Consider the following 23,024-nt stretch of genomic DNA (forward strand, 5'->3'; position numbering starts at 1 on the left):
TTGTGATTTATAAATTGTTCCAAACGCAACCAGGAGTGCTACACTTCTGGTTTGCTTATTTTACATCAATGTTTCATTAGTAAATATTTCTCATCTCCTTTTAATTTTTGACTATATGTTTGTTTCTATTTGGCAACATAAACTTTCCGTCCTTCGATTTCAAAATGAACCTGTCCGGAGGATTCAATATGTCTGAGTATTGCTGAAAGGCTTCTGTTGCGGGAAATCCAGCCTCCGGATTTCATATGCTGCGGTACAGAGGCATCGTAGATCACTTCTATGTTATACCAGCGGGCTATTTTGCGCATGGCTACCCTGAAGTCAAGCTCGTCCAGGTTAAAATCGCCATTTTTCCAATCTACCACATTTTCAGTACTCACAGCATTCACTTTGATGTCAGTGCCGTTGTTGATGCTCTGTTCACCTGGCTTAATTACTTGTTTGAATTTTCCTGAATTTACACTCACAGACCCCTCTATCAGCGTTGTGGCCACAACTGATTCATCAGGATAACTATTGATGTTAAAATGCGTACCCAATACCTCTACCGTCTGTTTATCGGTAGTCACGACGAAAGGGTGGGACCTGTCTTTAGCAATTTCAAAATAACCTTCGCCCTGAAGTTTTACCATCCGCTTGCCTTTTTCAATAAGTTTGGTGGAGTAGGTGAGGCTTGAGGCAGAGTTTAGCCAAACGTAGGAACCATCGGGTAGACGTATTTTATAAGTTTCTCCTTTTGTAGTCGATAAGGTATTGAGTTTGCTGAGTGCAGCCGGATCGCCTTTTACCTGGTAAATCACTTCTCCGTTTTTGGCTTTTGTAATGATCACACCAGCTTCTTTGGCCAGTTCACCGTTCTGTGTGTCGCTGAGCCTGATTTTCTTTCCATTTGAAAGGGTCAGTGTGGCTCCCGATGTACCCGGAAGTACATCATTTTTATAAGTAATTCTGTTTGATCGTTCCTGGTGGGGGGCATTGCGCATGTAAAAAAGACCCGCTCCAAAAATGACGGCAGTAAGGGCCGCTGCCACTGCGATGCGTGTCCATAAAGGAAGTACTTTAGCTATTTTGTTTTTCTGCTTATTGACTATGGTTTGAAAAATCCGGTCTTTAGTCTCAGGGCTCAAACTGTTGAGTACTTCCGGATGTTCATAGCTTTCGGAAATCAACTCCTGTATAAAGTCGGTATAATCCGGATGTTGTACATAACCCAAAAATTCAAGCCGCTGCTCTTCTGTGATGTTTTTTGATAAATATTTATGATATAGGTCAGAAACGCGGCGCTGATCGTTGTTCATGTGTCTATTTGGTTAGTTTTGGTTTAAAGTAATTTTGCCTTACTTCAATAACATTGACACTTCAGGAAGGGCAGGGGGTAGTCAATTTTTAAATTATTTTAAAAAAAGCATCAGGAGTGCCGGATAGGCCAGTGCATGTTGCTTAAAATGCTTACGGATTGTCGCCAATGCCAGCTTCATGTGGTAGTGTACCGTATCTGAAGAAATGTTCAGTTGTGCGGCGACTTCATCATATTTTAGTCCTTCAAGGTGGCACAAGGCATATACCCGTCTCTGCTGCTCTGGCAGGCGGTTCAGTACGTTGTCCAGGAGTTCTTTTGTTTCTTTATAATCGAGGGCCTGTTGGGTGCCGAGATCGTTATCACTGCTGCTGAGTTCTATTGCCGCTTTCGCTTTGGTCACTACTGCTGCATGGCGCAACAGGTTTAAGGCATGATTTCTGACCAGGCGGTTGAGGTAAGCACCAAAATTCTCAACGCTGAGTAGATGATTCCGATCAAACCAAACCTTCATAAATATATCCTGTACTACCTCTTCTGCATCTGAATTGGATCGGGTTATTTTTTGTGCGAAAGTATACATGTTAGCCTGATAATGCTCAAAAACCTTTCTAAACGCATGCTCATCCCCAATAGCGATCCTCGCCAGCAGAACACTCTCGTCTAAAAGCTCCCTGTTCCTCATCAGTTACTCGTTTTTGTGTAATATTAAGAAATATTAGCATTAATGATAAATAATTTTGGCATTTTATGGTTCAAATCCGGTTATGTCAGGAGTGGAAGAACGATTTCATAGGCTGTCTTTTTATCCCAGCGCGCTACCAGCCATGTGATAAAGCTCAATGTGAAGATGTCGTTATTTTCTGACTTGTCCAGCTGCTCTAAAACGGATTTCCTGTAGGACGCTTCAAAGGCTACATTTGGTTTCAATAAATATTTTTCAACTAACTTTAAATACACAAGCACACGCTCCTCAGAAGTTTTCAATAGGTACTTTTTGTACCGCCGTCGGAAGCTGCTTAGCCGGGACATGGCCAACTCGATGTTGGAAAACTGTGCATGGACCAGGATTTCCATCAGGTGCTTTCGAATGGTCCATAACATACCCATCTTTTTTTCATACCAGGCATCGCTCCGTGTTAGTAAGGCCAGTTGTTTCAAACTTCCCCGGTCATTACATAGTGCTAAAAACATGGTCAGACAGATTCGCAAATCCTCTATATCTTCCGGCTTATCTGTATGCTTTGCCTTTGAGAGTGAATCCTGCAATAGAGCGGTCGCATCTTCAGCGGAGCCCGTGAAGAACAGGTTGAGTCCGGAGAGCAACTGATGGCGCAAATAGAAGAGCGTATAATATCTACTATCCTTTAGCATTAAATCCATCATGTCTTTGAGATGGGATACACTTCCAGAGAAATCCTTTTGCCGAAGATGGAAGTTTGCCAGGAAATACAAGATGGAGATGTGGTAAAAAAGATAAGACTGTTTTGTATCCCTCTGGCTCTGCATGAATCGGTTCGTACGCTTGACGTAACGCTCGATCAGCCCGTAGTTCTGCTGTATCGCTGCGTATTCATTGGCGATGAAGAGAATTTGGTAAATTGATTTATAGGTCATCAGGTCCTGGATGGAAATCTTGTATTTCCGTACTGTCTTCAATATCAGGGCTGTCAAATTCACGATTTTCCCTTTCAGGTGGATCTCCTGTAGTTCCTGCCTCAAGAATGCGTAAGCGATATTCAGCTTAGCCTCGCGTTGCATATCCGACTGGTTCCTTAGAAAGCGTGCGGTCAGCGCTTCAAGTTCTTCCGCTCCAGGCAGGTGGGCATACTGTATCTTCAATAACAGGAGCTCATTCAGTAAGTTGAATTGCTCCAGATGTTCAGCCAGGCGTTCGGCCTTATTCAAACATTTGAATGCGATCTTGACCACATCATTTTCCAACAAAAAGCGGCCTACCACAATCAGGCGCAATGCATCATAGGTCTCAGAATGATTGCTTTCAAAGGTTTTCTGCGACAAAAATAGCAGCAAATTATCCTGTAGTCTTTTGCGCAAAGCATGGTATGCATCATTATTCTCGGATTCATAAAGCTTATTTAAGCCATCTATATCGTCAGTTTCTATCAAATCTAGCAAATGCAGATTTTTCACATCGCTTCTTTTATTTTTGCGCGCTAGAAACTGCCTGAAGAGCTTTTTGTCTGTGCTGTTGAGTAGGTTGATCAACTCCTTTATTGCATCCATATGGTTAATTTAATGGATGTAAATTACGATAATTACAAAACTATATCGTCAGTAATTTTAAAATTCTTGCTTTTTTAGCGTTGTTTTACCTCCGACATTAGCATTCATATTAATCTAAAAACAAAATAATATGGAACCGCTAAAACAAAGAACAGAAGAAAATTCAACCATCGTAAAACATAGTGACACGCTTAGAAATCCCTTTAAACCGACTGCTGCATTTATTGGGGCCTCCTGGTTTGCCTTATTAACAGGGGCAGTGGGCTATTGCATCGGTTTATGGAATGCAGGTATGGAACTGAACGAAAAAGGCTATTATTTCACCATTTTATTATTTGGCTTATTTGCCGTGATCTCTGTACAAAAAAGCGTCAGGGACAGGGCTGAAGGACTCGCCGTTACGGATCTTTACTACAGCTTGAGTTGGTTTGCCACTATCGCAGCAATGGTACTATTAACGGTTGGACTGTGGAACGCAGATCTTGCACTAAGTGAAAAAGGCTTTTATGCCATGGCATTCTGCCTGAGCATGTTTTCGGCTATTGCCGTACAAAAGAATACCCGTGACGCAAAATTGCTGGAGGATAAGGAACTGTAACGTAGCGGTTGCCACCCCGCAGCGTCTTGCCTGGCAAGCCTGCGGGGTTTATATAATACCTCACCGTTATTGGGTATTTTTCACTTAAATTTATTAGGGTTTGGCTGAATATTGAAAAATAAATATCTTCGCTCTCAATAGGGATGATTAGCATTAGGGGCAATGTAGCAATACTGCGCCCCTTTTGCCTTGTCAATCATCTACCGTCGCCTCACAATTAAATCTGTCAGGATCAATCGCTCAAAACTTAAATCAACTTGTCAACTTGTTAAGTTGTTTGTATATTTGTATAGCTACATATACAAACTATTTGTAGTCGTAGGAAATGAAGACACTGACAGTTGGAGAATTTAAAACTCATTTTGCTGAAGTTTTGGAGCAGGTAAAAGCAGGTATTGGTTTTGCAGTTACTTATGGGAGAAAAAAAGAAATCGTTGGTTATTTTCTGCCGGAATCCCTGATTGAAAAGCCCGCACGCAAGCTTGGCATTTTAGAAGGAAAGGCGACAGTAGTATTTAAAGATGATTTTAAAATGTCTGAGGAGGACTTGATTGGATGAGTTTTCTTCTCGATTCCCATACCTTATTATGGGCCATTACCGACCATAAGAAGCTTTCTAAAAAGGTGATAGGCATTCTTGAAGACGCTACCCATGAGGTCTTTGTTAGTTCCGTTACCTTCTGGGAAATTTCTTTAAAATATAGATTGGGAAAGTTGAATTTAAATAACATTCTTCCTGAGGATCTTCCAAAGCTTTCTGAAGAAACTGGATTCAGTTTGTTGCCGCTATTGCCGGTTGAGTCGGCCGGGTATCATAAATTAAATGCAAGTTGGCACCGTGATCCTTTTGACAGAATGTTGATCTGGCAAGCTATAAATAATAACCTCACGCTTTTAAGCAAAGACGAAAATATCGCGCTGTATAAATCTGTTGGCCTTAAGCAATTATGGTAGTACCGACCCATTAACAACGGAAAAACAGTTCAAGGAAATTATCGCTTGCTTTTTCAGGCATAAATTTTCTCCTTTGGAATATTTCCTTTCTATATCTTTAGGTTATGAAATCATTCTTGAACCGGCTATTCGGAAATAAAGTGGAAAATCAGAGTGCTGAACAAGCTGCAAAAAATGTATTGCTGGAACCGGTGTCAATTAGCCCCTCACTAACTTTGCCCAGAGTGCTGGCCGATCACATGGATCAGATAGAACCGACTAAAAGGGAGACTATAGCCATTAAGGCGACACCTGATGAAAACCTTTCCTTACGCCAGAGCAAGTTTGGTCATTATCCATGTGTCCCGAAAGGTTTTGAATACCCAAAGGACAGGGAGGGTAATTTCCTTTATCCCCTGGCGCAGATCAACTTCAGCGAGCTTCCACACCTGGAGCATTTTCCCTCTTCGGGCTATCTGCAGTTTTATATTGCAGCTGATGATACCTACGGGCTTAGTTTTGAAAAGGATGTTCCGAGCGAATTCAAGGTGATGTTTTTTGAAGAAGCTGAGCTGGGAGATCCCCGGGAAGATATGGGATTTTTAGACGGAGTACTGAAAGGCGACTATTCGCCAGTCTACAAGCCTCATTCCTTAGCGTTTCAACTTAAAACAGAATACGTAGGCACGGGGGACGTAAAGGGCGGTGATGAAGCTGGCTTCAAAATGGACGACATCATAGCTGATCACCCACAATTGAGAAGAGAGATCGAGGACGCCATATTTGGCAACTTTTCTCCAGTTGGTCATAAGCTTGGTGGTTATGCTTATTTTACCCAATGGGATCCTCGTGATGAGGAGTCTAAGTTTAGGGATTACACACTGCTTTTCCAGATGGATTCCGATGACCATATCATGTGGGGAGATGTTGGGGTTGGCAACTTTTTTATCGACCCGGTTGCTCTTTCGAACAAGGATTTTTCAAAAATACTATACAACTGGGACTGTCACTGAGACAAAGACAGGTGATCCATCATGGATTGCATGTAGCAGGTTTTAAAACAAAGATGCGGAGAGTGGGGGAATTGAACCCATATCCATAAAACGCTTTTTTAGTATCATAAAAATAGGCCAGTCTTACGATTGGCCTATTTATCATTACTTAATAATTAATTATTTGCCTGGAATGATATCAATGATCACGGTTCTGTTGTAAAAGCGTTCCTCAGGGAAGTTATTCTCAAACGGTGTACGGTTTACATCCTCCCCAAAACCGAAGGTTTCAAAAGTGACATTGATTTTGCCCGCATTTGTTAAGGCTTTTTGAATGACCCTTTGCGTTGCCGTTGCCCTGCTGGTTGAAAGTTTCTGATTATATTCTTCTTCTCCAATGACATCAGTGTGGCCATGTACAATAACCGTAGAACCTGAAGTAATCAAAGGTGAAACCACTTCGGTTAAAAACTTGTCATATGAAGCAATTGAGGTTGATTTATCAAAGTCGAACAATATACTGTAACGGTATCCCTTATCTATCGTTTCCTCCTGACGAACCAATGCCACTGTAGCTTCTTTTCTTATCGGCAACCCGCTTTTCGATTCACCTTCCATCACCACTTTGTAGGTGCCTGATTTGTTGCTTCCCAAGATTGAAGTTCCAGTCATACTTTCCTGCTCACGTGTAAATGGCCCGTAACGCTTCATGGTTCCACTTTCGTCGGTAAGGGCTAGCGTCCAAGATTTGAGCACTGTATTAGCACCATTCACATTGAAGATCACATGACTATCCAGAGGATCAACCTGTGTGGCTAAAATCTGCACTGGCTTCATCATGCCGCCACCAACTTCCATCAACAATTCGGGTGATGCGCTGGTAATATCTACACGGCGATCCCCTTCACGAAGTAGCACCAATTCCTTTGTGCCGCCTGGTTGTTCTGATGGGATTACTGGTTTAGTGCGTCCAACAGTAGCCATTCTCGAAGCATCAATTCCGAATACCGATACCAGGTATTGTTTAATCGTTTCTGCAAATACTTTACCTTCTGCTGGTCCATTGGCTGAAGATCCCGTTAATGAAATCGTAGCACTAGTATTAGCCCTCATTCTATCACCCAAAATGTTAAGGATGTTATAATACACGTTTAACTGTCTGGCGGAACGGCCATCGATATTTGGAGTTTGTTCGTTTTGTAAAGAAACCTCTTGAAAGGCTGATGCCTGACTATTTGTAAGCAATACGTAACGAGTAGGGATTGAAGTAGAACCCTCATTAAAGAACACCGAATTACGAAGTGGCAATGTTTCACTTACCAAACGTTTTAAAGGAATTGATTTAGGCGCACGTACCGTAAACGTAATATCACGCGCCGGCACTGCTGCCACTGGAGCTTGCTCCTTTACCTTTACAGCTCTTCCAAATTTTAAAGCAATACCTGCTCTAACGGTAGATACTGACCAGCTTTCTATATTACGTGCATCCTGACCAAAGTATGGATGGTAAGAAACGAAAGGGGAAAGGGAAGCGCTTATTTTGCTGTTTACCGAAGTAATTGGAAAATCATATCCCATTCCAACCTGTCCAGAAAAAACAGTGGTGTTCATTTCGCTAAAATCTCCCTCTTTATCTTCTTGTTTAAGCTGGGTATATTCAAACCCTTTCTGCAATCCGAATGCCACACGTGGGCCGGCAAAAAAGAACAGGTTCGATTTCGGAATTCCCAAGCGTAAGCTAGGTTCAACGGTAATGTAGCTAAGGTTGGTTTCTAATGTAGCTGGGCAATTGCATGGCGCCACTACATCGTCAAACTTGCCACCTCGGCCATCATATCCCAGGTTTAGCATAAAACCTAATACGCTGGCAGGGCGATATTCTATCAATATAGAGCCAAACGGGCGTACGCCATTACCTTTATGGAAAGCTGTGGGCACGATTAAGGAATTGTCTAGACGCTGTGTTGTGCCACTATAGAAGTTCAGGTTTGCCGCACCTGATACACCGAACCACCATTTGGGCTGTGTATATTGAGCAAAAGCAGCACTTTGGCTCAAAATGATCAGTAGCGAGCAGATGATCAATGCTGCTTTATTTTTATTTATAAGTAACATCATAATGTTTTTAAATTAATATTTAGCTAATTAATAATGAAAGATGCCCGCCAGTTGGCGGGCATGCTTTGTTAGGGTTGTATGACAATGGTTCCGATTAAGGTAACCGCAGTTTGTGCCAATAGCCTACCAGTAATGATGGTACCGTTGTTTGTAGAGATTAAGGTCTTGCTCAAAATATTACCACTAAAGTTTGTAGTTGTTCCGAACGTCGCCTGACCAGCAACTACCCACATGATATTTTTGGCCTGTGCACCACCTTGAAGGATGATTCTCGCTCCGTTGTTAACGGTAAGATTTTGTGTAATCTGGAATACCCAAGTATCGTTGACCCCACCAGTTAAGGTGACTGTTGTGTTAGGATCTATCAATACGCTCGTGCTCCACTTGTATAAACCAGGTGCCAAGTTTAAACCAGAGATATTTCCTGCACCTCTTTCAAGTACCGGAGCTGGTGTAACTAAACCATTTGCGGTGGTATAAGCAGTTTCCATATTGGATACCGAAGTAGTTAGATTAGCTGGTGTTGGTGCGGCATAATCAGAGGCATAAATTCTGCCCGTTACAATAGGCGAGCGTGAAAACTGTCCACTTGCGTCCATAATTAAGCCGAAGCCCGTAATTGAAGTTGCCGCAGATGGACTTACACCAATGTCACCATTTATCAGCGTGATCCCCGTAGTAGATATACCAGCTTTTGTCAATATAGAGAAATTAGCAGCACCACCTAGACTTGGAAGGATTGGACCATTAGCTGCACCAACAATCGGACCACCAGCGGTAAAGTTTGCAATAACGTTCTTATTTGAATTTACAGTTAAGGTTAATGGATTGGTAGATCCCGTAGCATCTCCGCTCCAGCCAATAAAAGTAAAACCACTGTTAGCTATGGCCCTGATTGTCGCAGAAGTTCCTGAAGCGTATGTGCCTGATCCAGTTGTTATTCCACCTGCCAAAGGATTTGGTGTAACAAGAACTGTAAACGTTGCAACCTGGCTAAAGTTAGCTACCAGATCAATATTACCTGCCATGTTAAACTGGTAACTTGGGTTAGATGAAAGTGCTACGGTTGGCGCACCTACCTTAGTCCAATTGGTAAATGTGTAACCTGCATTTGGTATAGCAGTTACGGTAACTGATGAACCTTGGGTAAAATCGCCCGCACCAGTTGTTGTTCCGCCTAAAACAGGGTTAGCTACTATAGTAATACGAGGTATAGTAGTAAAAGTCCATACATAATCTGCCGCCATTGCTGTTCCCAAAGTGTCTTTCGCACCCGTAGTAACCGTTCCGGTATAGGTGGTAAAGGGTAGGAGGTCTGCTGTCGGGTCAAAACTAAACAATTTCCCATTTGCTGCGGGTCCAACTATACCTGCTATTGCAGTACTGCCTTGCTTTAACAAAACAGTTGTTGCGTTCACGGTAGAACCCTTCATATCGGTATTAAAAGTTAATCCGATAACCTTGTTTACTGGCACATCTATGGCGCCGTTAATAGGATCGGTAGTTACTACTGGGCAATTGCCGAAAATTTCACCACCAAAATCGTCTTTCTGGCAACCCGCAATAAAAACTACAAGAGCGGTTAGTAATAATAGGAAGGTAGCATGTACCTTAGAATAGCCCCGGCTTTGATGCGCAGCAGTGCTATTCCTTAAAAAGGAAAGATTTAAATTCATAATTGGTGTTTAAGTATTTTGTGAAATTTGGGCGTTAACTTACGTGGAGTAAAGTCGAAATAAGTAGGTGTTATGGGAGTAAATAAACTGCAGGTTACGGGCTCTTTCGGGTAGGATCTAAACTAAGTTTTTACAACTTAGGCTTTGCTGTCATTGGGCAGTAAAGACTAGTCAGGTGCTTTTATACAACCCTATCTTGCAAAGCAAATGCCGTTACTTTTAATTACCAACTAAGCAATTAGCATTAGGGTTGATTTAGCAACCCACAAGCGAACAGATGTACTTAATGCCTCATCAAAAAAAAAACTTGGCTTATCAGAATTAAACTATAAGCTAAAAATCTGTAGTTGTATGACTAACTTTGTATTAATTACAGGGCATATTAACTTAAAGTAACTTAAGGTAGAATTTTATATTAGGCAATGGGCCTCCCTGATGATTTTTAGGTTTTTTTTAGAAAAAAGCGCAAGCTGAAATTGGTTTTCATAATGATTTAACATTAAAGGGTGAAACAAATTTAGCATTGCAGGCTAATCAAATTAAAATGTTCAACGATTGAAATTGTTGGTTTGCAGCTATATAGACTTATGTAACCATTAACTCACCTTTTGCTGTTAACTCTCCGAGTAACTTACCTATCATGTGAGAAAACATATGCTTTTTGATGTATTTCAAAAACAAAAAAGCCTGCTATCATACGATTTGCAGGCTTTTTTGTTTTTGACACCATTTTGGCGGAGAGTGAGGGATTCGAACCCCCGGAGCTATTACACTCAACAGTTTTCAAGACTGCCGCAATCGACCACTCTGCCAACTCTCCGCCGCAAAAGTACGAATACGATCCGATTTTGCAAATTCAAAATGGCTTATTTTGAATATTTATCAATGTTTCTTACGGAGTATAATGTAAGTCTTTTACTGTAAATGGCTTATGTTTTATCGTAGAAACAACAATTCGCAGATTTTAGAAGTAGTAGCGAAAAGTCTCCTTTATTTTTGCGTTAAACAACGCATAATCTTAGAGATTTCAATAAGGGGTAGGAGACAGATTGATACGCCGTCTATTTATGAGTGGTGGAAATAATTATTTTTCTTGGTTCGGTATAAAATCAAATAGATCTTTTATTTCCATTTCCAATGCTTTTGCAATTTTATAAATTGTTGCAAGTTTTAAAATCAACTCTCCCTTTTTCAATATTGATAAGTTGGGGATGCTCTATTTCAGCTATTAACGCAAATTGCCTCACACCGAAACCTTTGTTTTCACGCAAGTATTTTATACGTTTTCCTAACTGATCCCTCAATGATTCTAAATCACCTGTATTCATAGTGAAAGATCAGTTTTGTAGAAAAAAGATTTGGTATAGTTGGGTGTACCACTTGATTTTAGTATCTTAGCATTATGAAACAACAAAAATTATATAGGTAATGTTATTTTTGTAATTCTTCTGAAAATGTTAGAAGCATTACACTAGAGTCTTGTACTGGAAAACTGGTAATTCGAAAGGACACAAGGCGACGGTGAAGATGCTCACGCTAAATGGCGTGGGCTCTTTTTGTCGTGTCCCGGTATACCAGTACCTCCAGTACGATGAATTGAGCTTCACGTCATTTTGCTTGGTACTCTTTTCATAGGCTTATTTAAACACTAATGTTTGATGAGATGAAGCAATTAACCGTTCAATTCCTTAACCCTCCCTTCGGCCTCAGCCGCCAGGCATCCCTCTTTGCCAAGAAGCCTAAAAATCCAATCTAAGCCATCCCTCATCATCCAGCCTAAAAGCTGAACCCATTTTCTTTCTATAACCATTAAAAAACAAATCGACCACGCGTAATGGCATCGCCATGCCCAAACCATATAAAAAGACCTCTGCTATGCACACCATACTTTCAGAAGAAGAACTCGTAGCCGTATTGAAGACCGGAGCATCCAAAGGGCTGGGCATCCTGTACCAGATGTACAGCAGGGCATTGCTGAATGTGGTTCTTCAGGTGATCAAAGACAGGGCCATAGCCGAAGATACCCTGCAACTGGTATGGCTGAAGGTATGGTCGGAGGGCAGGAACTATGATCCGGGCAAGGGCAGGGTGTATACCTGGCTGCTGAACATCGCGCGCAACACGGCAATAGATACCTACAGGTCCCAAGCTTACAGGGTTTTCAGCAGATCAATGTGTCTTGGGGATCATCCGGAATGCCTGGAACAGTTTAAATCCAGGGGCTTGAATATCGACGCCATCGGCCTGAGGGAAATCGTAGCAAAGCTGGAAGAAAAGCAGCGGGAGGTATTGGAACTGGTATATTTCCAGGGATATACCCATCTGGAAGCGGCAGCGCAGCTGGCGATACCTCTGGGCACTATAAAGACGCGTCTAAGAAAGGCAACAGCACATTTGCGTAGCTATTTTGATGAAGACAGGTTGCGGACTGTTCGGCGCAAGATCACCAAAGCACAGCGCCGGCTTCAGTCCAGCAGCTATAGAAGCCTGGCCGAGATCAGCCTTGCAATGGAGCTGCCAAATGAAGCTCCAAAATTGAAGCGAAGGGCTGGCAGGCCTAAGAATCCCGTTGCGAGACCCAAGAAACTCATTACTAGGACCAAGAACCCCATAGTCAGGACTACAAAGCCCAAAAAGGAAAGTATGCGGTCTGAGGTGATCCGGCTTTAACGGCAGAAGACGATGGGCATGACGGAAATAGCAAAGCAACTGGGGGTCAAACTTTCTACGGCCTTTTATTACACGAAAGACCTTCCCAAAAACGGCAGTTTAAGACAGCGTAAAGCGGATACTTCTGCATTGCCTCCGCCCAAACCGCTGAAACCCCGGATTTATGAGATGGCCTTTGAAATTAAACACTTACACGATCTAAAAACAATGACACACACGCAGATTGGCGCTCAACTGGGCATTTCCAGTATGAAGGTGGGCAGGTACCTGTTTGCCCTCAACAGCTGGGAAGCGTATCAAAAAGAGAAAAAAATATGAAAAGAGCTAAACAACCTAAACCTTACCTGCTCATAAAGGCCAATACAAGAGCTGAGTATGACCCGATCAATTATGCGATCATACAGCTCAGCCCCGAATGGCTGGAACTGGTCAGCTACCGCTTATATACCATCGAGGAGTTTTACGCAGGGCAGGACTTCCACTGCCTGAGCTATTGGGATGCGCCTTTGGGTTATTTCCATATCCCTGATCAGCAGATCCTGGAGCATGACCTGATGCCGGCACATCAGGATCAGTCCTTCATCACTCTGGATGCTGAGGAACTGGATGCGCTGCAGCGGCAGGGGAACAGGCTGGAAGCGGAGCAATTGTTGGTCACTAAAGGTGGCATCGCCCATTTCAAAGCCTATGCCTACGGGAGCGGGGAAGAGTACTGGACGGAGGAGTTTAACCTGAACCGCCTGATCAGGCCTTACCAGAAATCATTGGCCCGTGAAAGCGCAGCATCATAACACCGAAGCCGGAGCTGTGCATGAAGCGCATTTCCTGCTGAGCCAGTTCCTGCACTATGCCCAGTCCATGGAACCAGAGCGGCTATCTGAGCGGGAGCGGGTGGTGCTGGTGTTGTACTATGCCAAGGTACAGGATTTGCTGGCTGTCTTGAAGGTGAAGCGGCAGTGTTTTATAATTCGTTAATAATTTGTCGCTGTATTATTGGTTGTTTTCCGGCTGCTGATCGGCTTAGTCCGCACAATGTCCGCAGAATATCCGCAGAATAGCCGCGTTATGGGCGTTAATTATAAGTTAACTTGTCTTGTCCTGCTCCAGCTATACAGGTTGGCGATAAAATCTAGCCATTGTCATTTGGGTCGAATTCCACGATCCATTCAATGCCATACTTGTCCCTAAACATTCCGGCATATGAACCCCAGGGCGTGTCGCCAATGGCACCTTCAATAGCTCCTCCTGCCGAAAGTCCATGAAACACCTTATCCGCTTCTTCACGACTATCTGCACTCACAGCTATTTTTGACCTGTTCTCATTTTCGTTTGTTGGCCCCATGATTTCGGGAACATCATTGGCGATCAATACATTGTTTTTCCCGATGGGAAGGGATATGTACATGATTTTATCTGCTTCATTTTCTGAGACTGGAAATTCATCGTTTGCCAGGTCCTTGAAACGAACAACTTTTGTGAATTCTCCGCCAAAAACTGATTTGTAAAAATTGAATGCTGCTTCAGCATTTCCATTGAAGTTAATCCAGGGATTAATTGCTTTCATAGTTTTTATAGTTAAATGGTTTGCTATTTGAAATTAAGCAAAAAAAGTGTTTAACATAAAAATATCTTCATGTCGACTGTTAAGGAAAACCCATATCATACCGATAGTCAACAAGTCAGTAGAGTCAAATGATATATCGCCAAATAACCTTCGTGAACAGATGGCCAATGACATGGTCGATAAAATTCTGAAGTATGAATTATGCCATATAAAAATAAAAGCGCATGTTCTAAAAACACGCGCTTTTGCACTTTTGCGGAGAGTGAGGGATTCGAACCCCCGGAGCTATTACACTCAACAGTTTTCAAGACTGCCGCAATCGACCACTCTGCCAACTCTCCGCCGCAAAAGTACAAATACAGCTTGGTTCTGCAAATAATGATACCAATTAATTCATGAAAACTTTATAACCGCTTAAAAATGAGTTGGAAAAAAATGTTATCTCTCGGCTTCATCAGGCTCTGAAGCCCTTTTTTTGAACATGTTGAAGTTCGGCTTGATGATTTTTACACTGCGTTTCGAAAGATCTACGCTGGCGTTCAACTCAAATCCGATCAGAAGTATCAGCGAATTGAGGTACAACCAGATCATAATCACGATCAATGTTCCTATAGAACCGTATATTTTGTTGTAGGCACTGAAGTTGTTGATGTAAAAAGAAAAGCCCCAGATGGTGAGGAAGGCCAGGATGGTAGCCAGCCAGGAACCCGCACTCAGGAACCTCCATTTTTTGGCATGTGCAGGCCCATACTTGTAGAGGATGGAAATCGTTACAAAATAGAGAATGCCCAGCAATGCCCACCTCGTAAGGTCAATGGCAAATGACATCAGGCCATCTTTTACTTTAAGTTCACTATCTATATAACCCAAAGCGAGTTCACCTACGAACATGGCGGTGATACAAACAATTACCGATAAGGCAATCACCAAGGTCAGCAAAATGGCCATCATGCGCTGCTTAAACCAGCTGCGGGTCTCTATGATCAGCGATGACTTGTTGAAGGCCATCATCAGGCTGTGGATACCGTTTGTGGCAAAAAAGAGCGATAAAAAGAAACCCACGGAAAGCAAACCACGGTTTTGTTTGTGGACGATCTCATCCAGCGTGTCGCTGAAAGCCTGATAGGCATCGGCCGGTAGCACCAGGGTGATCAGCTGGAGCAGTTTATCCTGAAAACCGATCCTTTTAGGAATAAAAGGGATCAGCGTAAATAAAAAGATGATGGCGGGAAAAATGGCCAGCATGAAGTTGTATGCTAGCGAAGATGCTTTGTTGACCAAAGAATCTTTGCCAATCTCTTTAAAGAAAAAAGAAGCGACAGTGTATAGGGGCAGGGGGCTAAACCCAGGCAATATGCAGACCTTCGTCCAGTCGATGAACATCGCATAGATTCTGATCCGTAAAAGCTGCTTATGTACCCACTCCATCTGTTCTTTTTAGTCGAAAAATACACTTAATTTACCCATAAAATCCGCCGGTGGCTGGCAAGGCCGGTTCTTCTCCATGTCAACAAATACCAATGTGGTCTTCCCGATATTGATCAGTTCTTCAGCCGGATTGAACACTTCATACTTGAAATGGATGCGTACCCCGGGAAGTTCTTCAATCGTGGTTTTGATGGTCAGTTCCTGGTCGTACAAAGCCGGCTTGATGTATTTGCAGTTGAGTTCCAGTACGGGCATCATGACCCCGCTGCGCTCCATCGCTGCATAATCCATGCCCAGGCTCCTCAGCATCTCTACACGGGCCACTTCGTAGTATTCTGCGTAATTGCCATAATAAACGTAACCCATCTGGTCCGTCTCTCCATACCTCACCCTTATTTTGCAGCTGCTGGTATACATATTATTTAAAGATGTTGCGTTTATTGAGTGCCTCTCTGTATTTTCTGGCGTTGACTTCATGCTCTGCCTGGGTCACCGCAAAATTGTGATAGCCTGAAAAATCCTCCTTTGCACACATATAAATGTAATTGTTATTGTCCTTGTTCAGTACCGCATCAATTGCATTGATGCTAGGCATCATGATGGGACCGGGAGGCAAACCTGCGTATTTATAGGTGTTGTACCTGGAATCTACCCTAAGCAGGGGGCCGGTAACTCGTTTTACGGTAAAGTCGTTGTTGGCATAGATCACCGTAGGGTCTGCCTGCAGTAAAATTCCTTTATTCAGCCTGTTGAGGTACAGACCCGCAATGATCGGCATTTCTTTGTCGTACAAAGCCTCCGCATCTACTATAGATGCCAAAACAGACACCTGCACTGGTGTCAGGTTGAGGGCTGCTGCTTTTTGTTTGCGTGCAGGGGTCCAGAATCCGTCATACTCCTTTTGCATCCTGTTGAAAAATTCTAAAGGAGTGATGTTCCAGTACATTTCATAAGTATTTGGAATGAACATCGTGTAAATGTTTTCCTGGTTGAAGCCGTACTTTTCGATCAGTCCCGCAGAATCCAGTAGCTTAATGAAAGTGAGGGAATCAGACTCCAGGTTTTTGGCCAGGTAGCCTGCGAAATTTTCTTTTTTCCTGATGTTCTGGAATTTAAGTTTTACAGGATCCTGGTTGCCTGCTTTTAGCATATTGATCAGGCTTCGGTTGTTCATCTCTTTGGAAAGTTTATAACGCCCTGGTTTTAGTGAACGGGCAAGACCCATTTTTCCGGCCGCCTTTGTAAAAGAGGACATATCGTTCAATGCATTTTTCATACGGATCTCTTTATAGACATCATCTGCGCTATATCCGGTCCTGACATAAAGATATTTTTCTTTTCCACTCACATTGGCTGCAAAATAGGTGGTGTAGAACTGGAATCCGAAATAAGCTCCAATTACCACAATGAGGAATAAGACGCCCAATATTACCTTTGACTTCATGCCTGATTTTTTCTGATTTGTTTCGTTTGACATATAACTGAATGATCGTATCTTATTTTTTGTTGGAAAGGGTTATGTTCACTGGTGTCCCTTTTTTCACCTTGCTCAGGGAATCCGTGCGGAAAGGCTCTTGTCTCACGATCACTGCATTTGCCGTATCGGTGATCTCGCCTTCATAACTGATCATTCCCAGGTTCAGCACCGCACCTCTCAGTGAGAACAATGCTTCATCCTTGGTCAGTCCCACCAATTCCGGAATGTCCACTTCTTCGTTGCCTTTTCCGTCGCCCAGTACAAAATCTATTCTGGAACCTTTAGGAATGACCTGTCCAACGCTGAGCGGATTACCACCGTAAGAAGCTTCCAATACCACATCTCTCGCAGGATCCGCTTTGTAGCTGGTATCCCCAAGTTTCAGACCAAAATTTTCAATGATTGCCCTTGCCTGTAACAAAGTCTTAAATTCGATGTCGGGGAATTTTACATTTGGTGCAGTGTTCATACTTACCGTCAGGTAAATGGTACGGTTGTCCTTTACAAAGGTATTCGGATTGGGATCCTGATCCAGTACCACTCCGGGAGGGCTGTCCATCACGTACACGGAATCCACTTCAAACCGCAGTCCCAGCTCTTCAAGCTTACCTACCGCCTGCGTAAAGGATAGCCCTTTCAGGGCAGGTACATTCAGTCCCTGACCATGCTTGGTGTAATACCGCAAGCTGAAGAATGCGATGAACAACAGGATGGCAACGGTGCTGACCGCTGCTAATAAGTTGTTTCTGAAAGATTTGGTTTTTAAATATGCGATGAATTTGCCCATGCTGTTGTGCTGTTGCGTTTTGCTTGTCCCTTTTTATGTACTGATAAGGATATCGTTCAAATTTAGGCTAAAAAAATATTTTATTGGAATTAAAATCACATCATTCATCAACTCAATTATATTTGCCTGCTGTATCCCAATGAACAAACAATAGCATGAAAAAAACAATCGCTTTACTAACTGGCGGAACCACAGGTGAATGGGTGGTTTCAGTGAAAAGTGCCGCAACCATAGCACAGAACCTCGACCCGGAAAAATTTGAAGTGTACAAGATCATGCTGAGCAAACAGGGCTGGTTTTATGAACCGGCAGACTCGGTAAAGATTGAGGTAGACAGAAACGATTTCTCCCTGAACATTGCAGGCCGGAAAATCAAATTTGATGGTGTGTTTATCGCCATTCATGGTTCTCCCGGCGAGGATGGCAAATTGCAAGGCTATTTCGACATGTTGGGCTTGCCTTATACCACTTGTGACGCGCTCACTTCGGCCATCACGATGAACAAAGGGTACACCAAGGCCATCGTGCAGGACATCCCTGAATTGCACGTCGCCAAATCTGCGCAGATTTTTAAAGACGCCGCTTACGATCTGGGCTTACTGAAAACAGAACTAAAGACCCCATATTTTGTGAAGCCAAATAATGGTGGAAGCAGTATTGGCATGACTAAGGTCAATGAAGCTGCTGATCTGGAAGCAGCAGTGGAACGCGCATTTCAGGAAGATAGCCAAATCCTCATTGAAGAGTTCATTTCCGGCAGGGAATTTACAGTAGGGGTGGTGAAGCTGGATGGAGAAATCAGGGTGCTGCCTGCCACAGAGGTGGAAACAGCAAAGGAGTTTTTTGATTTTGAAGCCAAGTATACCCCTGGCGTGGCCACGGAAACGACACCGGCTCCCATCAGGGAAGAAACCCGTCTGCGTGTAGCAGAAATTGCGAAGCAGGTTTATATTAAACTGAACTGCCGCGGGGTAGTGCGCATAGATTTTATCCTGACCGGCGACGAGGGGGCATTCTATTTCATTGAGATCAATACCATACCTGGTCAGACTGCAACCAGTTTCATACCCCAGCAAGTAGCTGCTATGGATATGAAACTGAGTGACTTTTATACCAAGCTGGTCACAGAAACGATCGGTTAAGACACCATCGTGTGGCCTTTAAAACCTAAAGGCCACACTCAAGCCCGCCCGAAGACCAGGCCAATTGCCGTCGAGGTCAACCGAAGCCCCATTTCCATCAACGGTGTATTTGCTTTTGACCATCGGAATTTCTTCCAGGTCGTTAAGACCACTTCTCAAGCCATTCTGCTCGTCCGTATTCAATGTTTTCTTCCCTGAGATGGTTCCGGATAATGCACCAAAATTTGGGCCTATGAACAGATCTAAACCCACTCGTTTGCTGACATTAAACTGCGAACCGATATACAATCCGCCGGAAATGGTTTTAATGTTTCCCTCCAATGGCATGTCAAGCGTACCCTGTGAGCTTTGGAAACGAAAGGGACCGGAGGCATTGTAACTGCTGTAACTTCCAAAAGGCGCCAGGTAAAAGCCCTTAAATACCTGTTCACCCAGGTAAAACCGCACTTCAGGAGAAATAGAGAAATTGCCTGTCTTGAAATCTTTAATCCGGTCGTAAGCCTCTTTGTCGTCAATCAGGCTCTCGATGGTCCCCTGAAAAGGCAGTTTAGACTTAGATGCAAAACGTACATGAACACCAACGGATATTTTTTTAGCTATCGCACGCTCATACTGAAACGTGAAATTCTTCAAAAATGCTGCGGGTACGTTCCATTTTACCTGATTTTTGTATTCCGGTTCAGCCGGACTCGTTTCCTGGGCCAGTACAGCACCAGCTGAAAATAGCAATGGCATCAATGCCATTGTGAACATGGATTTGGTAAAGGTTTGTTTCATACACTTGTAATTTCGTTATATTTGATTTTTTCAAAACTACTTAAAAATCCCGCGTAAAGGACATACTTTAAATAATGACAGTCAATTATTTATTAGCCAATGGTTTTAAGGTTCATGATTATGCGAAGGGAGAGGTGATCTATCCCCCGGATGCTGCTCCCCGTGCGGTTTATTTTATCAAATCCGGAAAAGTAAAAATGGTGACGGTCAACGCGGAGGGACAGGAATTTATCCAGGGTATCTTTAAGGCAAATGACTATTTCGGTGAACCGGCATTGATCCTGAACAAACCTTACCTGGCCTATACCATAGCGATGCAGGACTGCGAGATCATTCCCGTGTACCGGGATACTTTCTTCAAATTTCTGGACGAAAATACTGTCTTTAGCAGGAAACTCATCCAGAACCTCAGTGAAAGGCTGTTCTATAAGTCGATGATGCTGGAAGAACTGGCCAACGAACAGGCTGAACACCGGATCCGTACCTTACTCAATTATCTTTTCAAAGACCTTGATAAAGACGCAGAACTGAAGGTCACGAGACAACAACTGGCCGATATGGCAGGCCTCCGGGTAGAGACAGTGATCCGTACCATAAAAAAGCTGGCCGCACAGGCAGAATTAAAGCTGGTCAGGGGAAAGCTCATCAAAGTTTAGATGTAGCTAAAGCAGCTGTAAATGTCCAATTGTGACCTGGATCATAAATTGACAAAAATGTATGTCCTAACTTTGTTCCATTATGAAAGCAATATCTAAATTTCAGGCCATAGTCGAGTGCAAATGTCCGAGATGTCGCAAAGGCCCCATCTTCTCTGGAAGTACCTATTCCTTCAAAGGTCAGGTGACAAATGAATATTGTTCACATTGCAACCTGCGCTTTGAAAGAGAGCCGGGATTCTTCTATGTCGCGATGTTCATTAGCTATGCGATGAATGTGGCAGAAATGATCTCGATCAGTGTGGCGGCCTATGTATTGGGTGTAGCGCTTACTTATGAAAACCTATGGGTTTATGTAGCGATCATAGTGGTTGGCGTATTTTTATTCGCCCCGATCAACTATCGCTTTTCCCGTGTATTTCTGTTGCATTGGCTGACACCGGGAATGAAATTCATTCCGGAGCTTTCAGAAAAAGGAGCTGTTGGAACTCAGGCATCTTAAACCTTGATGCTTTTCCATTTACCTCTTCTGAAGAGGATATAGCCAGTGATAGCTATGCCTGTTTCTGCTGTGGGGATGGCAATAAAGACTCCTATGGGACCCATTTCCATATACTTTGCCAGGAAATAAGCCAGGGGGATCTGGAACATCCAAAAGCCAAAGAAATTGACCCAGGTTGGGGTCCAGGTATCGCCGGCGCCATTAAATGTACTCATCAATACCATACCCAGGCCATACAGGATGTAGCCAATGCTCATGATGTGCAGGGCCTGCTGCGCGACTGTTCTGATCATTACATCGTTAGTAAAGAAGGAGATAAAATAATGGGAGAGGGAGAAAGTAATGAGCATGACCGTAGCCATATAGATCACTACATATTTCATGGTTTTCATCACCGATTGTTCTGCACGGTCGAGCTTTTTTGCACCCAGATTTTGTCCCACCAATGTGGCGGCAGCATTGCTCATGCCCCAGGCCGGCAACATAAAAAACATCATCAGCCTCAAAGCGGTCTGGTAACCGGCAGAACCATGGTCGCTGCCCGTACTGGCCACGAGTTGCGCCAGGAAGATCCAACTGCAGGAGGCAATTACAAATTGAAAGATCCCTGGAGTAGCAATTTTCAATAGTGCTTTGATTTGTTCGATTTGTGGACTAAAATAGCTCAGTTTGATTTTAAGTATACCTTTTCCGTTGGCTAAGTGATAGATTTGATAACAAACGCCCAGTCCACGACCTATGCAGGTTGCTATAGCTGCTCCGGTCAGTCCATATGCAGGTACAGGTCCCAGCCCATTGATCAAAAGCGGGCAGAGGATGATGTTGGCAATATTGGCGATCCAGAGGCTCTTCATTGCAATGGCTGCGTTTCCGGCACCCCGGAATATTCCATTGATCAGGAACAGGAGAACGATGATCGTGCTGCTGCCCATCATGATGCGTATAAAGGGAGTGCCCTGACTTGCTGTTTCTGCAGATGCCCCCATGAGGAGTAGGATGTCGGTGGCATAGATCAGACCTGCAATGCTGATGCTGAGGTTGACGGCTACAGCCAATAATATGGCCTGCATACCGGCTTTTGCAGCGGCTACAGGATCTTTTTCGCCAACCCTGCGGGCAACAACTGCTGTTGCGGCCATGCTCATGCCGATGGCCAGGGAATAAATAATCGTGAGTACCGATTCTGTGAGACCGACAGTTTGTATGGCATGACTGCTGTTGTGCAGGTGCCCTACGAAATAAAGGTCTACCAGGGCAAAAACGGATTCCATGGCCATTTCCAGCATCATAGGGATGGCCAGCAGCACGACTGCTTTACGGATGCTCCCTTCTGTGAAGTCCATTTCTTCGCCTTTAATCGACTGTCGGATCAGCGCAATGAGCTTTGTGATGTTTCCGGTTGTTGGTGTATGTGTTGACATAGATCAGTATCTAAAGTAAATAGCCGTAAAAAATAGGCAGGTAGTATTTAATTCGAAGTTAACAGGCCTTACTTAGGCTAAATGCCCCTGTTATCCCCCTGTTATGTCCCTGTTGGCTCCCTGTTACCAATATGGAAGTTATAGGCTTAGTATAACCCTGGATTAAATGAGTTTACTTTTGGTTATATAGAGTAGGCCTGGATCATTTCTTCGGTCACTTTACAGCCTTTTCCGCTGCGGGTGTCGATCATCACATAATCGAACCAGCCATCTGAAGCCACTTTTCCTGTTCGCTTGTTTTTGATTTCAAACTGTACGCGGCAGCCTTTTTCATTTATGGTGAGGATGCCGGTGCTCACAATGATCACGTCACCCAGTACCAATGGGCGTTTGAAATCGACCATCGCTGTGCGTACTACCCAGCCAAATCCGCTTTCCAGAAAAGATTCCATAGGCATTTTGTAGAATTCTGCCATTTGGTCGTATCTTGCGGCCAGTACATAATCAAAATACTTGCTGTTGTGTACGTGATTGAACATGTCGATATCGTCGGGGCGTACCCTCAGTTCACTCTCAAATATGCTGTATTGCGTCTTTTCCATGCTGAGCTAATTGGACGACAAAAATAAGCTTTACAATCCAATAAAAGATTATCCGGATGAAATGCGCAATACTTGCTAATATTTAAAACTTAAACTATCTTTGCAGCAATTAATTAATTTATACACACTTTAGTATC

At 43.3% G+C, this 23,024-nt stretch carries 26 protein-coding genes and 2 tRNA genes; 11 read left to right on the forward strand and 17 right to left on the reverse strand.

Translation table 11 applies throughout. The annotated features are described in order from the left end of the window. Positions 1-125 precede the first annotated feature (125 nt). The 3 genes from WAE59_RS04875 to WAE59_RS04885 all read right to left on the reverse strand — a co-directional run bounded on the left by WAE59_RS04875 (position 126) and on the right by WAE59_RS04885 (position 3,544). Entirely contained in the window at positions 126-1,298 is a 1,173-nt protein-coding gene (locus WAE59_RS04875) for a FecR family protein (RefSeq protein ID WP_337854814.1), read from the reverse strand. Positions 1,299-1,391: 93 nt separating this feature from the next. Continuing rightward, on the reverse strand, positions 1,392-1,982 hold the full coding sequence (locus WAE59_RS04880; RefSeq protein ID WP_337854815.1) for an RNA polymerase sigma-70 factor: 591 nt from the start codon (positions 1,980-1,982) through the stop codon (positions 1,392-1,394). An 80-nt stretch (positions 1,983-2,062) separates the two neighbouring features. Beyond that, positions 2,063-3,544, reverse strand: a complete 1,482-nt coding sequence (locus tag WAE59_RS04885; protein ID WP_337854816.1) for a hypothetical protein — start codon at positions 3,542-3,544, stop codon at positions 2,063-2,065. Between the two features lie 130 nt (positions 3,545-3,674). Here WAE59_RS04885 and yiaA point away from each other — a divergent pair, with 130 nt between their 5' ends. The 4 genes from yiaA (at position 3,675) to WAE59_RS04905 (ending at position 6,088) form a co-directional block, all read left to right on the forward strand. After that, positions 3,675-4,142, forward strand: coding sequence for an inner membrane protein YiaA (gene yiaA / locus WAE59_RS04890; protein WP_337854817.1), 468 nt, complete (start codon positions 3,675-3,677; stop codon positions 4,140-4,142). 325 nt (positions 4,143-4,467) lie between these two features. After that, complete coding sequence (locus WAE59_RS04895) at positions 4,468-4,701, forward strand: type II toxin-antitoxin system Phd/YefM family antitoxin (RefSeq protein WP_337854818.1); 234 nt, start codon at positions 4,468-4,470, stop codon at positions 4,699-4,701. Further along, complete coding sequence (locus tag WAE59_RS04900) at positions 4,698-5,096, forward strand: type II toxin-antitoxin system VapC family toxin (RefSeq protein ID WP_337854819.1); 399 nt, start codon at positions 4,698-4,700, stop codon at positions 5,094-5,096. Before WAE59_RS04895 ends, WAE59_RS04900 begins: the two co-directional genes overlap by 4 nt. 104 nt (positions 5,097-5,200) lie before the next feature. Next, the gene (locus tag WAE59_RS04905; RefSeq protein WP_337854820.1) at positions 5,201-6,088 is read left to right on the forward strand and encodes a YwqG family protein; all 888 of its coding nucleotides are present in this window, start codon (positions 5,201-5,203) and stop codon (positions 6,086-6,088) included. A 159-nt stretch (positions 6,089-6,247) separates the two neighbouring features. Here WAE59_RS04905 and WAE59_RS04910 read toward each other — a convergent pair whose 3' ends face one another. The 5 genes from WAE59_RS04910 to WAE59_RS04925 all read right to left on the reverse strand — a co-directional run bounded on the left by WAE59_RS04910 (position 6,248) and on the right by WAE59_RS04925 (position 11,189). Then, a complete protein-coding gene (locus WAE59_RS04910) occupies positions 6,248-8,185 on the reverse strand; it encodes an OmpA family protein (protein WP_337854821.1) in 1,938 nt (645 codons plus the stop codon). A 68-nt stretch (positions 8,186-8,253) separates the two neighbouring features. Beyond that, positions 8,254-9,861, reverse strand: a complete 1,608-nt coding sequence (locus WAE59_RS04915; protein ID WP_337854822.1) for an ice-binding family protein — start codon at positions 9,859-9,861, stop codon at positions 8,254-8,256. A 732-nt stretch (positions 9,862-10,593) separates the two neighbouring features. Next, positions 10,594-10,681 (reverse strand) — tRNA-Ser (locus tag WAE59_RS04920). A gap of 264 nt (positions 10,682-10,945) precedes the next feature. Next, the gene (locus WAE59_RS25830; RefSeq protein WP_443147244.1) at positions 10,946-11,056 is read right to left on the reverse strand and encodes a helix-turn-helix domain-containing protein; all 111 of its coding nucleotides are present in this window, start codon (positions 11,054-11,056) and stop codon (positions 10,946-10,948) included. Then, positions 11,013-11,189, reverse strand: a complete 177-nt coding sequence (locus tag WAE59_RS04925) for a hypothetical protein (RefSeq protein WP_337854823.1) — start codon at positions 11,187-11,189, stop codon at positions 11,013-11,015. Before WAE59_RS04925 ends, WAE59_RS25830 begins: the two co-directional genes overlap by 44 nt. A gap of 547 nt (positions 11,190-11,736) precedes the next feature. On the opposite strand from WAE59_RS04925, the gene WAE59_RS04930 reads away from it, so the two are divergent. The 4 genes from WAE59_RS04930 to WAE59_RS04945 are packed head-to-tail and all read left to right on the forward strand — an operon-like array spanning position 11,737 to position 13,506. Further along, on the forward strand, positions 11,737-12,531 hold the full coding sequence (locus WAE59_RS04930) for an RNA polymerase sigma factor (RefSeq protein ID WP_337854824.1): 795 nt from the start codon (positions 11,737-11,739) through the stop codon (positions 12,529-12,531). Between the two features lie 18 nt (positions 12,532-12,549). Then, a complete protein-coding gene (locus tag WAE59_RS04935; RefSeq protein ID WP_337854825.1) occupies positions 12,550-12,849 on the forward strand; it encodes a hypothetical protein in 300 nt (99 codons plus the stop codon). Continuing rightward, complete coding sequence (locus WAE59_RS04940) at positions 12,846-13,322, forward strand: hypothetical protein (protein WP_337854826.1); 477 nt, start codon at positions 12,846-12,848, stop codon at positions 13,320-13,322. Before WAE59_RS04935 ends, WAE59_RS04940 begins: the two co-directional genes overlap by 4 nt. Positions 13,323-13,338: 16 nt before the next feature. Continuing rightward, complete coding sequence (locus WAE59_RS04945) at positions 13,339-13,506, forward strand: hypothetical protein (protein ID WP_337854827.1); 168 nt, start codon at positions 13,339-13,341, stop codon at positions 13,504-13,506. A 154-nt stretch (positions 13,507-13,660) separates the two neighbouring features. Here WAE59_RS04945 and WAE59_RS04950 read toward each other — a convergent pair whose 3' ends face one another. The 6 genes from WAE59_RS04950 to WAE59_RS04975 all read right to left on the reverse strand — a co-directional run bounded on the left by WAE59_RS04950 (position 13,661) and on the right by WAE59_RS04975 (position 17,787). Beyond that, positions 13,661-14,095, reverse strand: a complete 435-nt coding sequence (locus WAE59_RS04950; RefSeq protein WP_337854828.1) for a VOC family protein — start codon at positions 14,093-14,095, stop codon at positions 13,661-13,663. 256 nt (positions 14,096-14,351) lie between these two features. Further along, positions 14,352-14,436, reverse strand: a tRNA-Ser gene (locus tag WAE59_RS04955). Positions 14,437-14,533: 97 nt separating this feature from the next. Next, on the reverse strand, positions 14,534-15,523 hold the full coding sequence (locus WAE59_RS04960; RefSeq protein WP_337854829.1) for a YihY/virulence factor BrkB family protein: 990 nt from the start codon (positions 15,521-15,523) through the stop codon (positions 14,534-14,536). A 9-nt stretch (positions 15,524-15,532) separates the two neighbouring features. Then, the gene (locus WAE59_RS04965; protein ID WP_337854830.1) at positions 15,533-15,940 is read right to left on the reverse strand and encodes an acyl-CoA thioesterase; all 408 of its coding nucleotides are present in this window, start codon (positions 15,938-15,940) and stop codon (positions 15,533-15,535) included. 1 nt (position 15,941) lies between these two features. Beyond that, positions 15,942-16,967 carry an endolytic transglycosylase MltG gene (gene mltG / locus WAE59_RS04970; protein WP_337854831.1) on the reverse strand — a complete coding sequence of 342 codons (1,026 nt, stop codon included), beginning with the start codon at positions 16,965-16,967 and terminating at the stop codon, positions 15,942-15,944. 52 nt (positions 16,968-17,019) lie between these two features. Next, positions 17,020-17,787: a PASTA domain-containing protein gene (locus WAE59_RS04975; RefSeq protein ID WP_337854832.1), complete on the reverse strand. Its 768-nt coding sequence runs from the start codon at positions 17,785-17,787 to the stop codon at positions 17,020-17,022. Between the two features lie 155 nt (positions 17,788-17,942). On the opposite strand from WAE59_RS04975, the gene WAE59_RS04980 reads away from it, so the two are divergent. Next, complete coding sequence (locus WAE59_RS04980) at positions 17,943-18,929, forward strand: D-alanine--D-alanine ligase (RefSeq protein ID WP_337854833.1); 987 nt, start codon at positions 17,943-17,945, stop codon at positions 18,927-18,929. Positions 18,930-18,947: 18 nt separating this feature from the next. On the opposite strand, the gene WAE59_RS04985 is transcribed toward WAE59_RS04980, so the two are convergent. After that, complete coding sequence (locus WAE59_RS04985) at positions 18,948-19,706, reverse strand: DUF3575 domain-containing protein (protein ID WP_337854834.1); 759 nt, start codon at positions 19,704-19,706, stop codon at positions 18,948-18,950. A 74-nt stretch (positions 19,707-19,780) separates the two neighbouring features. Here WAE59_RS04985 and WAE59_RS04990 point away from each other — a divergent pair, with 74 nt between their 5' ends. Next, entirely contained in the window at positions 19,781-20,362 is a 582-nt protein-coding gene (locus tag WAE59_RS04990) for a Crp/Fnr family transcriptional regulator (protein ID WP_337854835.1), read from the forward strand. Between the two features lie 82 nt (positions 20,363-20,444). Continuing rightward, complete coding sequence (locus WAE59_RS04995) at positions 20,445-20,864, forward strand: DUF983 domain-containing protein (protein ID WP_337854836.1); 420 nt, start codon at positions 20,445-20,447, stop codon at positions 20,862-20,864. Here WAE59_RS04995 and WAE59_RS05000 read toward each other — a convergent pair. Together WAE59_RS05000 and WAE59_RS05005 are read right to left on the reverse strand one after the other, a co-directional pair. Next, positions 20,861-22,285, reverse strand: coding sequence for an MATE family efflux transporter (locus tag WAE59_RS05000; RefSeq protein ID WP_337854837.1), 1,425 nt, complete (start codon positions 22,283-22,285; stop codon positions 20,861-20,863). The genes WAE59_RS04995 and WAE59_RS05000 overlap by 4 nt on opposite strands. 182 nt (positions 22,286-22,467) lie before the next feature. Next, positions 22,468-22,887: an acyl-CoA thioesterase gene (locus WAE59_RS05005; protein ID WP_337854838.1), complete on the reverse strand. Its 420-nt coding sequence runs from the start codon at positions 22,885-22,887 to the stop codon at positions 22,468-22,470. Positions 22,888-23,024: the final 137 nt, after the last annotated feature.

It is taken from the genome of Pedobacter sp. GR22-6 (assembly GCF_037402555.1).
Classification (GTDB): Bacteria; Bacteroidota; Bacteroidia; order Sphingobacteriales; family Sphingobacteriaceae; genus Pedobacter.

Coding starts and splice junctions, on each gene's coding strand:
- WAE59_RS05005 (WP_337854838.1), bottom strand. CDS start 22,887: ATGGAAAAGACGCAATACAGCATATTTGAGAGTGAACTGAGGGTACGC.
- WAE59_RS04985 (WP_337854834.1), bottom strand. CDS start 19,706: ATGAAACAAACCTTTACCAAATCCATGTTCACAATGGCATTGATGCCA.
- WAE59_RS04965 (WP_337854830.1), bottom strand. CDS start 15,940: ATGTATACCAGCAGCTGCAAAATAAGGGTGAGGTATGGAGAGACGGAC.
- WAE59_RS04930 (WP_337854824.1), top strand. CDS start 11,737: ATGCACACCATACTTTCAGAAGAAGAACTCGTAGCCGTATTGAAGACC.
- WAE59_RS04895 (WP_337854818.1), top strand. CDS start 4,468: ATGAAGACACTGACAGTTGGAGAATTTAAAACTCATTTTGCTGAAGTT.
- WAE59_RS04940 (WP_337854826.1), top strand. CDS start 12,846: ATGAAAAGAGCTAAACAACCTAAACCTTACCTGCTCATAAAGGCCAAT.
- WAE59_RS04875 (WP_337854814.1), bottom strand. CDS start 1,298: ATGAACAACGATCAGCGCCGCGTTTCTGACCTATATCATAAATATTTA.
- WAE59_RS04900 (WP_337854819.1), top strand. CDS start 4,698: ATGAGTTTTCTTCTCGATTCCCATACCTTATTATGGGCCATTACCGAC.
- WAE59_RS04905 (WP_337854820.1), top strand. CDS start 5,201: ATGAAATCATTCTTGAACCGGCTATTCGGAAATAAAGTGGAAAATCAG.
- WAE59_RS04960 (WP_337854829.1), bottom strand. CDS start 15,523: ATGGAGTGGGTACATAAGCAGCTTTTACGGATCAGAATCTATGCGATG.
- WAE59_RS04975 (WP_337854832.1), bottom strand. CDS start 17,787: ATGGGCAAATTCATCGCATATTTAAAAACCAAATCTTTCAGAAACAAC.
- yiaA (WP_337854817.1), top strand. CDS start 3,675: ATGGAACCGCTAAAACAAAGAACAGAAGAAAATTCAACCATCGTAAAA.
- WAE59_RS04915 (WP_337854822.1), bottom strand. CDS start 9,861: ATGAATTTAAATCTTTCCTTTTTAAGGAATAGCACTGCTGCGCATCAA.
- WAE59_RS04925 (WP_337854823.1), bottom strand. CDS start 11,189: ATGAATACAGGTGATTTAGAATCATTGAGGGATCAGTTAGGAAAACGT.
- WAE59_RS04980 (WP_337854833.1), top strand. CDS start 17,943: ATGAAAAAAACAATCGCTTTACTAACTGGCGGAACCACAGGTGAATGG.
- WAE59_RS04880 (WP_337854815.1), bottom strand. CDS start 1,982: ATGAGGAACAGGGAGCTTTTAGACGAGAGTGTTCTGCTGGCGAGGATC.
- WAE59_RS04990 (WP_337854835.1), top strand. CDS start 19,781: ATGACAGTCAATTATTTATTAGCCAATGGTTTTAAGGTTCATGATTAT.
- mltG (WP_337854831.1), bottom strand. CDS start 16,967: ATGAAGTCAAAGGTAATATTGGGCGTCTTATTCCTCATTGTGGTAATT.
- WAE59_RS04935 (WP_337854825.1), top strand. CDS start 12,550: ATGACGGAAATAGCAAAGCAACTGGGGGTCAAACTTTCTACGGCCTTT.
- WAE59_RS04885 (WP_337854816.1), bottom strand. CDS start 3,544: ATGGATGCAATAAAGGAGTTGATCAACCTACTCAACAGCACAGACAAA.
- WAE59_RS05000 (WP_337854837.1), bottom strand. CDS start 22,285: ATGTCAACACATACACCAACAACCGGAAACATCACAAAGCTCATTGCG.
- WAE59_RS04950 (WP_337854828.1), bottom strand. CDS start 14,095: ATGAAAGCAATTAATCCCTGGATTAACTTCAATGGAAATGCTGAAGCA.
- WAE59_RS04910 (WP_337854821.1), bottom strand. CDS start 8,185: ATGATGTTACTTATAAATAAAAATAAAGCAGCATTGATCATCTGCTCG.
- WAE59_RS04995 (WP_337854836.1), top strand. CDS start 20,445: ATGAAAGCAATATCTAAATTTCAGGCCATAGTCGAGTGCAAATGTCCG.